Raw genomic sequence first — 15,656 nt, forward strand, 5'->3', positions numbered from 1 at the left:
ATACAGTTTAATTAAAAACCTATTATTAATATCTGATTGAAAATTATACGCTTAACTTTATTTTATTCAAAATGTCAACGAGCGGGTGTTTATTTAATGTATAAGGAAAACTTAATTGAAGAACAGCCACATTCTAGGTATTACTTAAGAACTTAAGAAACTGTGCAGATTTACTGTTAGTGAAGTAAGTTTATTAAATATTAAAGAGTAACTTACTTTCAAACAGCATTAAATCTTAGTTTAAGAACAGTTAAAAGATATTGGATAGCATAATGTTACAGGGTGCTTAGATTGAAATTAAACAAAAAAATATGAAACTTTGGAAATAAAGCTTAGAACTATTTGGACTAGTTTCCCTGACTGCTTTGTGTCAATAGCAGGCCTTCAAGGCGTGAATCTGAAACTCTGTTGGGTGGCGCCCTCGGCTTAACCAACCTGCCTTTTGACGTAGGTTGGATAAGTGGCGAAGCCACGCCATCATGATGAATTGGCTAGCAACAACACGACTTACCGCGTTTATGTTGCCGAGTGGCCAGAAAGTCCCATAAACTGTCATTCAAACTGGAAGTGGTAAAAGGCAAGACGCGACCCCATTATCCCTGTTTTTATAAATAAAATGCTTTTAGATTCAATGCTGTGACTAGTAATTAGCTGGCGGCTATGGTAGAAATCTGCGAGGAAAAAATACAAATATTTAGAAGTAGATGACACTCGATAAACTTGTTGAAGCATATTCGTAGCAAAATCGATAAAGCTTCTTACTTATAAATTTATTCAACTTTCATTATTAGTAACCGTTGGTGGCGTATGGAAACAACTAGCTTTATCTCTACAAAAGTGGCTACAAAATTAATCAAAGCCTTAACTAAAGTATTAAAAAATAATGTTGATAAACGAAGTGCAGAGTTAGTTAAGATCAACGATATATTTGGTAATTGTGAGGAGTTAGCTAAGTTTTATATTCAACCTGATTGCCAGCAGGTTAATCCTGCGGATGAACTTGAAGATGAAACAATATCATCAATTAGAGCTGGAATTTTTGAGACTATAAATAAATTTTTTAATAGGGATATAGTAAGTAAAGATGGCGCTAGTCAGATGTTTATTCTTGCCGACGCAGGAATGGGGAAAACATCTTTGTTGATGATGGTAAAACTTAGCCATTTAATGGCTTTTTGGCCAAGAAATTATCAATGTAAATTACTGAAATTAGGTGCCTCTACATTAAGTGATATCGACAAGGTAGAAAACAAAAGCCAAACTGTTTTATTACTAGACTCACTGGATGAAGATACTCAGTGTAAGCAAGGGGGCACAATTGATAGACTAACAAAATTGCTAGAGGCTACTAGTTGCTTTTATCGAGTAATAATAACATGTCGTACACAGTTCTTCCCTGAGACTGCAGATTCTGCTTTCAATACAATGGGAAAAATATCATTTAATAATTATGATTGCCCTTTAGTTTACCTTTCCTTGTTTACTGATGAACAGGTTGATGCATACTTGAAGAAGCGTTATCCAAAACGTTTAAAGTATCTATTTAATCACTTTTCTAACCCCAAACTACTCGATGCTAAACAATCAATAAGGACCATTGGGTCGCTCCAGTTTCGCCCGTTTTTGCTTTCACATATAGAGACTTTATTAGAAAGCCATAGACAAGGTGCGACAGAGTATGAATTGTATAAAGGTTTAGTAGATACATGGCTCAACCGTGAAGTTATTAAATTAAGAAAACACCTTAATAAAAATATTAATAAAGAGGATTTACTCAAAGCCTGTATTTGGTTGGCTGAAACGATGCATCGTCATAATACCCATACAGTTGCTTTGAAACATCTTAAGCTTTTATGTAGCTTCGACTCACATATTATTTTACTAGATGATTCTGCCGATAGAGTTATAGAAGGCATTGATCACATTGATATTGGGACAAACTCACTTCTTAACCGTAACTCATACGGTGAGTTTAGATTCTCTCATTTAAGTATTCGGGAGTTTCTAATTGTTTATGGAATTGAACTTGGCATCTTAGTAGATAAAGGGGACCCGTTTCATAAAACTGATAATATGGTTAAGTTTATTAAAACTGTGAATCAATATAAAGTCGGTTTATATTTTAATGAAAAGAATGGGTATTTGTTAACGGGGTTCAAGCTTTTACAAAGTAATCAATTAGATAAGCTAGACTTAAAGTATGCATCTTTAGAGCAGAGTGATTTGAGGAACGCCTCACTTAATAATACTAATTTAGAAGGAGCCAATCTTCATGGAGCCGATCTTCGGGAAGTAAATTTGAAAGATGCTAACTTAGAAACAGTTAATCTTCAGGCAGCTAATTTGCAAGGTGTAAACTTACAAGGTGCAAACTTACAAGGTGCAAATTTACAAGAAGTTATTTTAAATGGTGCTTCTCTTGATAACGCAAATTTGAATTATACCAAGTTAAATAACGCAAAATTGATGACTATAACTTCAGCCAAAAACCATAAAGTGAATGTCAGTATGAAGAATGCAAGCTTTACAAATGCCGACTTGAGTAATGCGAACTTGGATGAGGCCGATTTAACAGGGGCATGTTTAACGAACGCCAAACTCCACGCTTGTTTATTCTCAAGAGCAAAATTTAACAAAGCTCGCCTGAACAATGCTGACTTTAATAATTCAGTTTTCGTTGAAGCTAAATTCAATAACGCAAATTTAACAAATGCCGATTTTACTGGCTGTGACTTTACAAATGCAGATCTAGAAGGTGCCGAATTGACGGGCTGTGATTTAACTCAAGCTAGTCTAGTCGGCGCAAATATAATTAATAGTCAACTGAATGTAGCAATTTTTAGAAAGTATAGAAATGAAAAGCTCAATGAGACATCTTAAATTGTAAATTAGTGGGTCATTAAAATATTGAATTGATTTTTCAAATTTCATATCCTAATGGCTGAATGTAGGGGTCCTCTTTTTTTACTCTTAAAAAATATTAAGTTTGTAGTAAGAGTCCCTGTAAATATTTTCGTTTTCACAAATGCCGCAGAATACGAGCGGCATCAATATCTGCTCAGACACTTTCGGCAAATTGAAATGCTATTTAATCTAATTTTATGAGTTAGTAAAAATTGAACTATTTAGGGTGCCATTAGCTGTATTCCTATATATCCCCCCCAAACAACACCCAATCAGATCAAAAAAAGAGAAAATAACTTAAGACAAGTATGGTGCGATAAATGTGCGATCTGATGTTGACGGTTGTTGGCACTAAGTGCGATAAAGAAGAGAGTTTAATTTATAACAGTTTGAAATGAAGAGGAATTAATTGGTCGGTATGGAGAGATTCGAACTCTCGACCCCTGCCACCCCATGACAGTGCGCTACCAAGCTGCGCCACATACCGACTTTGTATGCAATAGTACGTGTATTTTTTTAAAAATCAATAAGCGATTGTTTGTTTGGGTGTTTATTACGCAAGAGGCCTAAAATAGCACTCTTGCGGTGTATTAATTGGCTAGTCTTTATTTAACCACTTTTTGATCGAGTCATACATCTCATCTCGTATTAATGGCTGAGCTTTTTTGTTAGGGTGTAAACTATCGTTTTGCATCAGCTCAGGTTGGCTGGCAATATCTAGCATAAAAAAGTTCATTAAATGCGCATTGGTTTCTTCGCTAACATGTGTAAAAGTGTCTGTAAACATTTTGCTGTAACGCGGACCGTAATTAGGGGGAATGTAAATCTCCATTAAGGCGGTCATCGCATTAGCTGCTTGGCTTTTTTGAACAAGAGACGTTAAGTTAGTTTGCATTTTTTTGACTGGAAAACCACGTAAACCGTCGTTAGCGCCAAGCTCTATTAGTACATGAGTGGGTTCGTATTGCTCAAGCAATGCATCTAAACGGCGTAGGGCTCCACCAGATGTTTCGCCACTAATACTGGCGTTGATAAGTTCAATGTCGGCTTGTTCGTCATCGTATTTATCTTGTAACAATTTTACCCAGCCCTCTTCTTGTTGAAGTCCGTAGGCTGCGCTTAAACTGTCACCGAGTATTAAAATCGTGTTGTTGGCTGCTGCGCTCAGCGGTTTGATAACTAAAAATAAAATGAATACTAAACGAAGGATTGAATGAGTCATATGTCAGCGCTTTCTCAATTAAATATAATTCAGGTTAATGGTTTGTCTAAAGTAGTCTCTACCTTTGAAGGTGAGCTGCCCATCCTCAGCGACATCAGCTTTAATGTCAAGCATGGCGAGTCTGTTGCTATTGTTGGCACATCGGGATCTGGTAAATCTACGTTACTCAGTTTATTGGCAGGGCTGGACACCGCCAGCAGCGGTGAAATATTTTTAGATGGTGAACCATTACACAATTTAGATGAAGAAGAGCGCGCTGCACTGCGCGCCGCTAAAATTGGGTTTGTGTTTCAATCGTTCATGTTAGTACAAAGCTTAACGGCACTTGAAAACGTTATGCTACCAGCAGAGCTTGCTGGCGAGAGTGATGCGAAAGAGCAAGCAATTGCTTTGCTTGAAAAAGTAGGTTTGAGCCATCGAATTGATCATTACCCGTCGCAACTTTCTGGCGGTGAGCAACAGCGTGTTGCTATTGCGCGAGCATTTATTGGTACACCTAAAATACTGTTTGCTGATGAGCCTTCGGCTAACTTAGATAGTAAAAATGGTAAAATGATTGAGTCGTTATTATTTGATTTAAATACTCAGCACGGTACTACGCTTATTTTGGTTACTCACGATGAAGGGCTTGCACAAAAATGTGAGCACATTATTCAAATAGAAGCGGGTTTACTGGTAAAAAGCCAAGTAGAGGACGTTGCTGATGTGGGTTAAGTTAGCGCTTAAGTTATTTTCGCGAGAATTTCGTCGTGGTGAGCTCACTGTTATAAGTGCGGCTATCGCGCTTGCAGTTTTAACCGTGCTTACATTGTCGATGGTTACTGAGCGAATAGGGCAAAGTATTGCGCAAAAAAGCAGTGCTTTTATTGCAGCAGACCGTGTACTTGCAAGCGATCATGTTCTCAACACCGCTTTTATTACTCAAGCACAGAGCCAAAATTTAAAAACGGCGCAGATGGTGTACTTCGACACTATGTTGTTTGCTAATGATGAAATGCAGTTTAGCTCAGTAAAAGCGGCATCTAATGCGTACCCGCTAAAAGGGCAGTTAAAAGTTAAAGATACCCTTACAGGTGAAACTAAGGTTGCTAATAGCGGACCAACGCCGGGTAATGTGTGGCTAAGTGAATCTGTATTTTACAGTTTAAATATTGATATAGGCGCGCAAGTAGAGCTTGGCGCTGCATTATTCAATGTTTCAAAAGTTATTGTAGAAGAGCCAGACGCGCCATTTAATGTGTTTTCAAGCAGCCGTCGTGTACTTATTAATATTGACGATGTGGCAAAAACTGAAGTTGTGCAGCCGGGTAGTCGTGTTTATTACCGTCAACTTTATGCCGGTAGTGAGGCTGATATAAATAGCTTTTACGAGTGGCTTAAACCACAAATAAAAGAAAACCAACAATGGTATGGCGTTAAAGACCGCCAATCACCCATTTCAAACAGTTTAAACCGCGCAGAGAGCTTTTTATTACTTGCTGGCCTATTGGGTATTATTTTGGCAGCAGTGGCTATTGCTGTTTCAGCAAAACGTTATTGTGAACGCCAATACGACCCAGTAGCGATGATGAAAACACTAGGCGGTAGCCGCTCAATGATCCGTAAAATATACATGCTTCATTTATTGCTTGTGTGTGCAATGGCGGTAAGTATTGGATTGTTAATTGGTTACGGCTTGCAAGAAATAGCAACAAGTTACTTATCAAAAAGTATGGGCACAGAGCTACCTTTAGGTGGTTTTAAACCTTGGCTGGTGGCTATTAGCACTGGCGTAATTTGTGCCGTTATGTTTTCTATTAAGCCGTTGTTTGATTTATTTGATATTCCACCGCTTAGAGTGCTGCGCCGTAACTTAGGTGACAAATTGGCAGTGAGCCGTGTGCATTTAGGTATGAGTGCGCTAACCGTGTTTTTATTAATGTGGTTATTTAGTAACAACATAAAAATAACGCTTATTTTGTTTATCTCAACACTTGCGCTAATTGGTGTGCTGTTTTTAGTATCTAAATTAATATTTGGTGGTGGTCGAAAACTAGGGTTAAAGCCAGGTAACAGTTGGTCGCTTGCAATTGCGTCTATTCAAAAGCGTGCAAATGTGAACGCGGTACAGTTAATTAGTTTTTCGTTAGCGATTAAATTACTGCTGTTTTTAGTGGTACTTAAAAACGACATGATATCTGATTGGCAATCGCAGTTACCAAGCGATGCACCTAATGCGTTTTTAGTGAATATTACGCAAAATGAACTTGAGCCAATTAATGAATATTTAGCTCAAAAAGATATTCAGGTATCAGAGTTTTATCCAACTATTCGTGGGCGCGTAAATGCGGTAAACGGCGAGTTGGTAGCACGTTCTGTATCGCTGCAAGACAATGAGAAAAAAGACGAAGAAGCCCGTGCAGGTATTGGCCGTGAGCTAAACCTTACATGGCTTAAAGATGTGCCTGACCAAAATGAAGTAACACAAGGCACGTGGTTTGGTGAAAATGCGATGGCTGAAGCCTCAGTAGAGGAGTCGATGCTTGAGCGTTTAGATGTTGAGATAGGCGATACGCTTACATTCTTAATTGGTTCGCAGTCGTTCGACGCTAAAATCACCAGTGTGCGAAAAGTAAATTGGGCCACGCTTAAACCTAACTTTTTTATTATTTTAAGCCCAGATGTACTTGCAGATTTTCCTGCAACGTATATTTCGTCGGTTCGTATAAACCCAGAGCAAAAGCGTGATTTTAGCCAGTTATTGCGTACTTACCCTACTATTACAGCAATTGACATTGATAACTTTGTTAAGCAAATACAAACAACTATTTCGCAAGTATCACTCGCCATTGGCTTTGTACTTGCAATTGTTGTGCTGTGTGGCGCGCTTGTACTTATATCGCAAGTTCAAGCTAGTTTAGGTGAGCGTATGCAGGAAATAGTAATACTCAGAACGCTTGGCGCTAAAAGCCGATTAATTAAAAATGCGACCCTTTATGAGTTTTTGTTACTAGGCGGTCTAGCTGGTTTAGTTGCTGCATTTTTTAGTGATATAGCGCTTTTAATTGTGCAACAACAAATGTTTGATTTAGCCGGTAAGCTACACCCGCACATATGGATTATTGGGCCGGTAGCTGGCGGTGTATTTGTAGCGGGTTTAGGTTATTTAATGATTGCCCGAACACTTAAACAAAACACCCAAGGGTTAGTGCGCGCCCTTGGGTAAGCTTAAACTAACTTAACACGTATTGGATTAAGTATTAAATGCCCACCTAACACGTGGGCATTTTTGTTTTCTTTGTACTGGTAATTTATACAGTGCTCTGGCATTATTAGCGTAATTTAAAAATAACAATAATGAGAATGCAGTTTGGCCATTATTTTAGGGATTGATCCTGGTTCACGTTTGACCGGATATGGCGTTGTTGCCCACCAAGGTTCTAAATTTACATACTTAGGCAGTGGCTGTATTAAGTTAGCCGATCATCCTTTTCCGGTTAGACTTAAAATGATCTACCAAGGCATTACACAACTTATTGAGCAATTTTCGCCAGAAACATTTGCCATTGAAAAAGTATTTATGGCGCATAATCCTGATTCAGCTCTAAAACTAGGCCAAGCTAGAGGCGCTGCGATTGTGGGTGCAGCAATGGCCGACTTACCCGTATTTGAATACTCAGCTAGACAAATTAAGCAAGCAGTAGTAGGTAACGGCGGCGCTGATAAAACACAAGTGCAACACATGGTAAAAAATATTTTAAAGTTGCCTGGCACGCCACAAGCCGATGCAGCTGATGCACTCGCTATTGCGATTTGCCACGCTCACTCAGAACAAAATTTAATTAAACTAGCGGGTAGCGCAAGCAAAACCGTTAGAGGACGTCTAAGGAAATAACTATGATAGGCCGCTTAAATGGTATTTTAGTCGAAAAACAGCCACCAGAGATATTACTCGAAGTAAGTGGTGTAGGTTACGAAGTACAAATGCCAATGACCTGTTTTTACGATTTACCAAAGATTGGTGAAAACGCGATTGTTTACACTCACTTTGTAGTGCGTGAAGATGCTCAACTGTTATTTGGTTTTAATAATAAAGTTGAACGTGCCTTGTTTAGAGAGCTATTAAAAGCAAATGGCGTAGGGCCAAAACTTGGCTTAGCTATTTTATCGGGTATGTCTGCAAAGCAATTTGTAAGTTGTGTAAATAACGAAGACTCAACGTCGCTAGTTAAATTACCGGGTGTCGGTAAAAAAACAGCCGAGCGTTTAGTACTCGAAATGAAAGACAGACTAAAAGATTGGGGTAATGATTTATTTACGCCATTTAGCGACAGCGCAGTAATAGAGCCAATGAGCGATGCGACAATAGCTAATAACGCAGCCGATGATGCCGTATCAGCACTGCTTGCATTAGGTTATAAATTGCCACAAGCTCAAAAAGCAGTAAAATCGATAAGCAAACCCGATATGTCTACTGAGGTTCTTATTAGAGAATCTTTAAAATCTATGTTGTGAGTAACCCATGATTGAAGCGGATCGCTTAATTGATGCGACTGAAAAAACAAATGAAGACTCTATAGATCGTGCTATAAGGCCAAAACTTTTAGCTGACTACAGGGGCCAGCCTCATGTTAAGCAGCAAATGGAAATTTTTATTGAAGCTGCTCGTACCCGTGGTGAAGCGCTCGATCATTTATTAATATTTGGCCCACCAGGGCTTGGTAAAACCACGCTTGCAAATATTGTCGCCAACGAATTACACGTAAGTATTAAAACAACATCAGGCCCTGTACTTGAAAAAGCAGGCGATTTAGCTGCGCTGCTCACAAATTTAGAGGAAGGCGATGTACTGTTTATTGATGAAATACACAGACTCAGCCCGCAAGTTGAAGAAATACTCTACCCCGCAATGGAAGACTACCAGCTTGATATAATGATTGGTGAAGGCCCAGCTGCGCGTTCTATTAAATTAGACCTACCTGCATTTACACTTATTGGAGCAACCACCCGAGCAGGCTCGCTTACATCGCCACTACGTGACCGTTTTGGTATTGTGCAGCGATTAGAGTTTTATTCTGTAGAAGATTTGTCGCACATAGTAGGGCGCTCTGCACATTATCTAGGTTTAGAAATGTGTGACGATGGCGCAACCGAAATTGCACAGCGTTCGCGCGGTACACCACGTATAGCTAACCGCTTATTGCGCCGTGTACGTGATTACACACAGGTAAAATCTGACGGTACAGTAAACGCCGAAGTAGCTAAGCAAGCGCTTGACATGATTGACGTAGATAAAAGTGGTTTTGACTATATGGATCGCAAATATTTACTCGCCATAATTGAAAAATTTATGGGCGGCCCTGTCGGGCTCGACAATGTAGCGGCTGCTATTGGTGAAGAGCGTGAAACAATTGAAGATGTGATAGAACCATTTTTGATCCAGCAAGGATTTATTCAGCGAACCCCACGCGGGCGAATAGTCTCTGATAGCGCATACCATCATTTCGGTTTACTTCCTAAAAAAGACTAGCCTATACACATTACTTGCTGTGGTTTATTGCGCAGCAGGTAACTGACTTGTTATCCCTTGCTTTGACATATTTATCCGGCAGGTATTTTACCCAAAACCTCAACACACTGTTGCAAATGTTATTTCAAAATACCTATATGCTTTATAGTTAACTGTTAATTCACAGGGCGTTAAGACTCGCGAAGCTATCCTGCGTACCATTCAAACTAGTAACCGAATTACTTATTGTAAAATAGGCAGGGCAATTATTAGTTTATAAATAAAGTATGTAGCGCTCCAAATTGCAGGCAAAAAAAAGCCCGCAAAAAATGCGGGCAAACAACAAGTTGAAGGAAGTAATCCAGGGAACTACGTTTTACTTAATTTGGTTTTATCCAGAAAGAGTAAAACAATGTAATACGATAAAATATCCTATTACTAAGAACTTGGCTTAATGAAGCTATCTCATTCAGTGCGCTAGTTCGGTATGGGAGAATAATACGTAAGTTTACTTTTTTGTTCAAACTAGAAAATTTGTATTTTCAGATTAGAAAAACTAATTCGGTGAATTTTATTGTTGTTTGAATCTTGTGCGTTAATTAATCGTTAAATTTATAAGTTAATGAAATTTATAACTTAAGTAATGAGTTCCGTTGTGACTCGGTATTAGTTTTACTATTACGTGAAGGTCATGCTCATAAGTTTTGAGTGTTTATGCTCTTATTTTGAATAAACGGCGCATTTTATGACGTTTTACCTATATATTTACGCATATTTGTAGTCAGCAAGTTTAGTTAAAAGATTAAATAAAATACTGAGGCAGAGGGAAATGCCAACTAAAGCTGTTTTTTTAACGTTTTTTGTTGCCTATTCATAGCAATACCGTTGTCAGCTTGAAATGGACTAGATACACTAGATGCAACTTTTGACCTTGTAAGCGGTCATATTTATACAAATTAATCAATTTGCCGTATTTTGAAATTACTTAGGAGTTTAACGTGGGATCAGGGCTTAATTTTTTAGACCTAATTTTAGAAGCAAGTTTGCTTGTTCAATTAGTAATGTTAGGGCTAGTTGCCATGTCTGTAATGTCGTGGACAATTATATTTCAGCGTAAAAAAGCAATATCAGATGCACTATCAAATGCTAAGAAATTTGAGCAAAAGTTTTGGTCTGGTATTGATTTAAGCAAATTGTATAACGAAATATCATCACGCAGCGGTCAGTCTCAAGGTATCGAAGCACTATTCACTTCAGGCTTTAAAGAGTTTGCTCGCCATAAAAAGAATACATTTCAAAGTGCGAGTATTGTTATGGAGGGTACGCACCGTTCAATGCGTGTTGCACTTTCTCGTGAAATTGAAAAAATTGAATCTAGCTTATCGTTTTTAGCAACAGTAGGTTCTATAAGTCCGTACATCGGTTTGTTTGGTACAGTGTGGGGTATTATGAATGCCTTTATTGCACTTGGTGAAGTGAAACAAGCTACATTACAAATGGTAGCTCCAGGTATTGCAGAGGCACTTATTGCGACTGCTATGGGTTTATTTGCGGCAATTCCGGCCGTTATTGCTTATAACCGCTTTTCAAACAGTGTTGAAAAGCTTGAGTCTCACTATATTAACTTTATGGAAGAGTTTGCTAATATTTTACACCGTCAAGCAGCTACACAAATAGAGGCACAAGCGAATGTATCAGCGTAAAAAGCGCCGCCCGGTCGCAGAAATTAATGTAGTACCTTACATTGATGTAATGTTGGTACTACTTATTATATTTATGGCTACAGCACCGCTTATTACACATGGTGTAAAAGTTGATTTACCTAAAATGGAAGAGTCTGATTTAGTTGATACTAAAGATACTCCGCCCATTATTGCTTCAATTGATGCAGAGGGTAAATATTATGTGAGCGTAGGTACTGATCCTGAAGAGCCTATGGAAGCACTTGATGTTGCTGCGGTTATAAAATTACAATTAATGAAAAACCCTGACGTACCAGTAATGATTAAAGGTTCTGGTAAGGTGTCGTATCAAGAAGTATTATTACTAATGGATTTTTTGAAAAATGCAGGCGTACCATCAGTAGGATTAATGACTGAATCCTTTGAGGGGAAGTAGCTGTATGAATAGTTCAGTAGTAAAATCGATAGTACTTCATTTAGGCATAGGTGGTTTTTTGTATGCGTCTGCAAACATTCACCCACCCGCGCCTAAGGTAATGGAAGTAACGCTTAATTCGGCTATACCCACCCCAGATAATGCGGTATCGGCTGTTACAGTTGATCAAAAGCAAGTTGAGCAAAAAATTGCTGAGCTTCAAAAGAAAGAAAAAGATAAAAAAAGTGCTGAAGACAAACGTATTCGCGATTTAGAACGCAGGGCGGCAAATGCACGTGAGCAACGCGAATCTGAATCTAGGCATATTAAAAAGCTAGAGCAAGAACGCAAAGCTAAAGAAAAAGAAACAGCCGAGGCTCAAGCACAAGCTAAAAAAGCACGTGCTATTGAGCAAAAAGAGCGCGCTAAAGCTAAGCAAGCTGAAAAACAAAAGCAAGAAGCTGAAAGTGCAGCTAAAGCTGCTGCTGATAAACGTAAAACCGAAGAAGACGCACTTAAAAAAGCAGAAGCTGAACGTAAAAAACGTGAAATCGAGGCAAAAGAGCGTGCAGCCGAGGCAGAACGTAAACGCCAGCAAGCGATGCAAGAGCAAATGCTACAAGAGCAACTTGCAAAAGAGCAGGCTGCTCGTAGTAAAATACGTCAGCAACAAGTGGTGAGCGAAGTTGATAAGTACCGTGCATTAATTATGGCGCGTATTCAACAAAACTTATTGATTGATGAAAAAATGAAAAACCAACAGTGCCGAGTCAATATTCGTTTAGGCTTTAATGGTTTAGTAACGCAAGTTAAATCATTAGGTGGCGATAAGTTAGTGTGTGAAGCTGCATTAAGAGCAGTGCGCATGGCTGACACATTACCGGTATCTAAAGATAAAGACGTATTCGAACAACTTAAGAATATTAATTTAACAATCAAGCCAGAGTTTTAAAGGAATGATATGTTCAACAAAATAAAAATAGCCTGTTTAGTTTTACTGTTTGGGTTTGTGGGTGTTGCTAATGCAGCGCTTGAAATTGTAATAACTGAGGGTGTAGATGGTGCAAGGCCTATTGCTATAGTGCCTTTTAAATACCAAGGTGTTGGTCCAATCCCTGAAAAGTTAAGCAGTGTTATTGCTGCCGATTTAATGCGCAGTGGTAAATTTAAACCTGTAGATGTAGCGCAAATGCCACAACAGCCGAGCAAAGATAGCGAAATTGATTACGCATCTTGGGTTAATAAAGGTGTGGAGGCCGTATTAGTGGGCGAAGTTGAGCAGCAAACTGATGGGCGTTACTTAGTGCGTTATGAGTTAGTTGACGTGATTCGTGGCCAAATTACTGGTGGCAACACACAAATGATGAGTAATGGTAAGTTAATCAAAAGCCAAGATCATATTTTAGAAGCGCGTGAAAGTGTTATTGGTGAAAGCGGTTTTCGCCGTTACTCTCATCGAATCAGTGACGTTATATATGAAAAACTGACTGGTGAGAAAGGCGCATTTTTGACTAAAATTGCTTATGTAATAGTGCGCGATAATGATGAAAAGCCTTACCAATTAGTTGTTGCAGACTATGATGGATTTAATGAGCAAGTATTGCTTCGCTCAAAAGAGCCATTAATGTCGCCAGCGTGGTCACCAGATGGTACTAAGCTAGCGTATGTAACGTTTGAAAACCGTCAAAGCCAAATTTATATTCAAGATATTTACACGGGTAAGCGCGAAATAATCGCAAGCTACCGAGGTATTAATGGCGCACCGCAGTTTTCGCCAGATGGCAAAAAGCTATTATTAGTACTTTCTAAGGACAAGACGGGTGCAACAGAAGTTTACTTGCTTGACCTGGCTACACGTAAAGAAACACGCTTAACAAATCACCGTAGCATAGATACTGAACCATCTTGGCATCCTAATGGTCAAGATATTGTGTTTACATCTGAAAGGGGTGGTAATGCTCAGATTTATAAGTTAAATTTAAAAACAGGTAGGTCACAACGACTCACCTTTGATGGTGATATGAATCTTGCTGGTTCTATAACACCAGATGGAAAAGAATTAGTGATGGTTAACCGTACCAACGGGCAGTACCATCTTGCTAAGAAAGAGCTGGCTACAGGTGCGTTCCAAGTATTAACGAGAACACGCCTAGATGAATCACCGAGCATAGCGCCAAACGGTTCGATGATTATATATAGCACGCTTCATAATAATAAACAGGTACTTGCGCTAGTATCGATGGACGGCCGCTTTAAAGCACGGTTACCTGTGCTAGACGGACAAGTAAAGGCACCAGCTTGGTCGCCATACTTACAGTAATATTACTGGTTTACTCAAAATAGGAATCTACTCAATGCAACTTAACAAAATACTTAAAGGCCTGCTAATTGCTGTGCCAGTAATGACATTAGCAGCTTGTAGCTCATCTTCAGATATTGATGAAGGTGCTGCAAACCAATCAAATCAAGGCGTTGTTGAGCAATCAACTAACACTGATACAGTTGAAGTAGCTACAATCTCTCCTGAGCAACAAGCAGAAGAGCAACTTCGTCAAAAGTACGAAGCACTTCGCCAAGAGCAAGTAATCTACTTTGATTTTGATAAAGCGACAGTTGAAGGCAAATACGCTGATTTACTTCGTGCACATGCTGAGTTTTTAGTTCAAAACTCATCAGTTAAAGTACTAATTGAAGGCCACGCAGATGAACGCGGTACTCCAGAGTACAATATTGCACTAGGTGAGCACCGTGGCCAAGCAGTTGAAAAATACTTATTAAGCTTAGGTGTTTCAGCTAGCCAAATGTCAGTGGTAAGCTACGGTGAAGAGAAGCCAATGGTTAAGTCTCGCACTGAATCAGCTTTCGCTAAAAACCGCCGTGCGGTACTAGTTTACTAAGATAAGAGATATTATGAAGCCGAAAATTATTTTGGCAGCCATGATATTGAGCGGGAGCACCCAGTTAATGGCTGCTCCCGCTCCTGTTTCAGAAGCTGCGAGTTCACAATCAAGTATTGAGAAGCGATTAGCGTCACTTGAAAATATGATGCAGTCGCGTAACTTTTTGCAAGTAGAGTTACAACAACAGCTCAACTTATTACAAGACGAAGTAAGCCAAATTCGAGGTGTAACAGAAGAGCAAAGCTACAAGCTTGAAAAAGTACTGCAGCGTCAGCGTGAGTTGTACCAAGAAATCGAAAACCGCGTGAGCCAAGCTTATACACAGCCAGCAGCTCCGGTAGCCGATCAGGCACAGCCAAACGACGCACAGACCTATAGCAGTGACTTATCTGAAAACGAAGCGTATGAGCGCGCTGTTGCGTTAATAATGAAAGATAAACGCTACGATCAAGCGATCCCTGAATTTCAAACGTTTTTAACTACGTACCCAAACTCTGTATATGCATCTAATGCGCATTATTGGTTAGGGCAGTTGCTTACAATTAAGAATGATGGTGTAAAAGCGGTAGAGCACTTTAAAGTCGTTGTTAACGAATTTCCAAATTCTAACAAACGTCCAGATGCAATGCTAAAGTTAGGTACACTTTTACAAGATCAAGGTTCGGCGGAGCAAGCACAAAAAATATTGAGTGATCTTATCAATCAATACCCAAGTACAACCGCTGCAAAACTAGCGACTGATCGTTTAGGTAACTAGCGACTAAATTTTTAGTTAAGGCGAGCAAACTACATGGAAACTCTCGAAGAATCTTGGATTTGCATGTAGTTTGAGCACAAACGGTTTAATTTTGTGCATCTAGACATAAAAACTTAAAAAAAGAGACAATTTCGGTTGCACTCATTTTATAAATAAGTATTATAAGCGCCCGCAGCAAACGAATGGTTACCCCACTCGAAATGCGACAAAAAGAGCGGGTTATTAGCTCAGTTGGTAGAGCAGTTGACTTTTAATCAATTGGTCGATGGTTCAAATCCATCATAACCC

The 15,656-nt window shown here is 39.0% G+C and carries 13 protein-coding genes and 2 tRNA genes; 13 read left to right on the top strand and 2 right to left on the bottom strand.

Annotation, left to right across the window (positions count from 1 at the left end):
* Positions 1-807: 807 nt before the first annotated feature.
* On the top strand, positions 808-2,880 hold the full coding sequence (locus WNY98_RS18290; protein WP_342878602.1) for a pentapeptide repeat-containing protein: 2,073 nt from the start codon (positions 808-810) through the stop codon (positions 2,878-2,880).
* A gap of 434 nt (positions 2,881-3,314) precedes the next feature.
* Here the strand turns inward: WNY98_RS18290 and WNY98_RS18295 are convergent.
* Positions 3,315-3,391 (bottom strand) — tRNA-Pro (locus WNY98_RS18295).
* Positions 3,392-3,502: 111 nt separating this feature from the next.
* Positions 3,503-4,126, bottom strand: a complete 624-nt coding sequence (locus WNY98_RS18300; protein WP_342878603.1) for an arylesterase — start codon at positions 4,124-4,126, stop codon at positions 3,503-3,505.
* Between WNY98_RS18300 and WNY98_RS18305 the strand changes: the two genes are divergently transcribed.
* From WNY98_RS18305 to WNY98_RS18360, 12 genes are all read left to right on the top strand, one after another.
* Positions 4,127-4,840: an ABC transporter ATP-binding protein gene (locus WNY98_RS18305; protein ID WP_024596837.1), complete on the top strand. Its 714-nt coding sequence runs from the start codon at positions 4,127-4,129 to the stop codon at positions 4,838-4,840. It begins immediately after the preceding gene.
* Entirely contained in the window at positions 4,830-7,331 is a 2,502-nt protein-coding gene (locus tag WNY98_RS18310; protein ID WP_342878604.1) for an FtsX-like permease family protein, read from the top strand. Before WNY98_RS18305 ends, WNY98_RS18310 begins: the two co-directional genes overlap by 11 nt.
* A gap of 144 nt (positions 7,332-7,475) precedes the next feature.
* Entirely contained in the window at positions 7,476-8,000 is a 525-nt protein-coding gene (gene ruvC / locus WNY98_RS18315; RefSeq protein WP_002960649.1) for a crossover junction endodeoxyribonuclease RuvC, read from the top strand.
* Positions 8,001-8,002: 2 nt separating this feature from the next.
* Positions 8,003-8,620 carry a Holliday junction branch migration protein RuvA gene (gene ruvA, locus WNY98_RS18320; RefSeq protein ID WP_002960647.1) on the top strand — a complete coding sequence of 206 codons (618 nt, stop codon included), beginning with the start codon at positions 8,003-8,005 and terminating at the stop codon, positions 8,618-8,620.
* Between the two features lie 7 nt (positions 8,621-8,627).
* A complete protein-coding gene (gene ruvB / locus WNY98_RS18325; protein ID WP_007580382.1) occupies positions 8,628-9,635 on the top strand; it encodes a Holliday junction branch migration DNA helicase RuvB in 1,008 nt (335 codons plus the stop codon).
* Positions 9,636-10,612: 977 nt separating this feature from the next.
* The gene (tolQ, locus tag WNY98_RS18330) at positions 10,613-11,317 is read left to right on the top strand and encodes a protein TolQ (protein WP_007580384.1); all 705 of its coding nucleotides are present in this window, start codon (positions 10,613-10,615) and stop codon (positions 11,315-11,317) included.
* Positions 11,304-11,732: a protein TolR gene (gene tolR / locus WNY98_RS18335; protein ID WP_007580386.1), complete on the top strand. Its 429-nt coding sequence runs from the start codon at positions 11,304-11,306 to the stop codon at positions 11,730-11,732. The genes tolQ and tolR overlap by 14 nt, the downstream gene beginning before the upstream one ends.
* Positions 11,733-11,736: 4 nt before the next feature.
* Positions 11,737-12,663: a cell envelope integrity protein TolA gene (gene tolA / locus WNY98_RS18340; RefSeq protein ID WP_076923801.1), complete on the top strand. Its 927-nt coding sequence runs from the start codon at positions 11,737-11,739 to the stop codon at positions 12,661-12,663.
* A gap of 9 nt (positions 12,664-12,672) precedes the next feature.
* On the top strand, positions 12,673-14,031 hold the full coding sequence (tolB, locus tag WNY98_RS18345; RefSeq protein WP_342878605.1) for a Tol-Pal system beta propeller repeat protein TolB: 1,359 nt from the start codon (positions 12,673-12,675) through the stop codon (positions 14,029-14,031).
* Positions 14,032-14,065: 34 nt separating this feature from the next.
* Positions 14,066-14,608 (top strand): peptidoglycan-associated lipoprotein Pal, encoded by a 543-nt coding sequence (gene pal / locus WNY98_RS18350; protein WP_024597677.1) that lies wholly within the window; start codon positions 14,066-14,068, stop codon positions 14,606-14,608.
* A gap of 13 nt (positions 14,609-14,621) precedes the next feature.
* Positions 14,622-15,368, top strand: a complete 747-nt coding sequence (gene ybgF / locus WNY98_RS18355) for a tol-pal system protein YbgF (RefSeq protein ID WP_076923802.1) — start codon at positions 14,622-14,624, stop codon at positions 15,366-15,368.
* Positions 15,369-15,584: 216 nt separating this feature from the next.
* A tRNA-Lys gene (locus WNY98_RS18360) sits at positions 15,585-15,656 on the top strand.

Source organism: Pseudoalteromonas sp. AS71 (assembly GCF_038900275.1).
Taxonomy (GTDB): Bacteria; Pseudomonadota; Gammaproteobacteria; order Enterobacterales; family Alteromonadaceae; genus Pseudoalteromonas.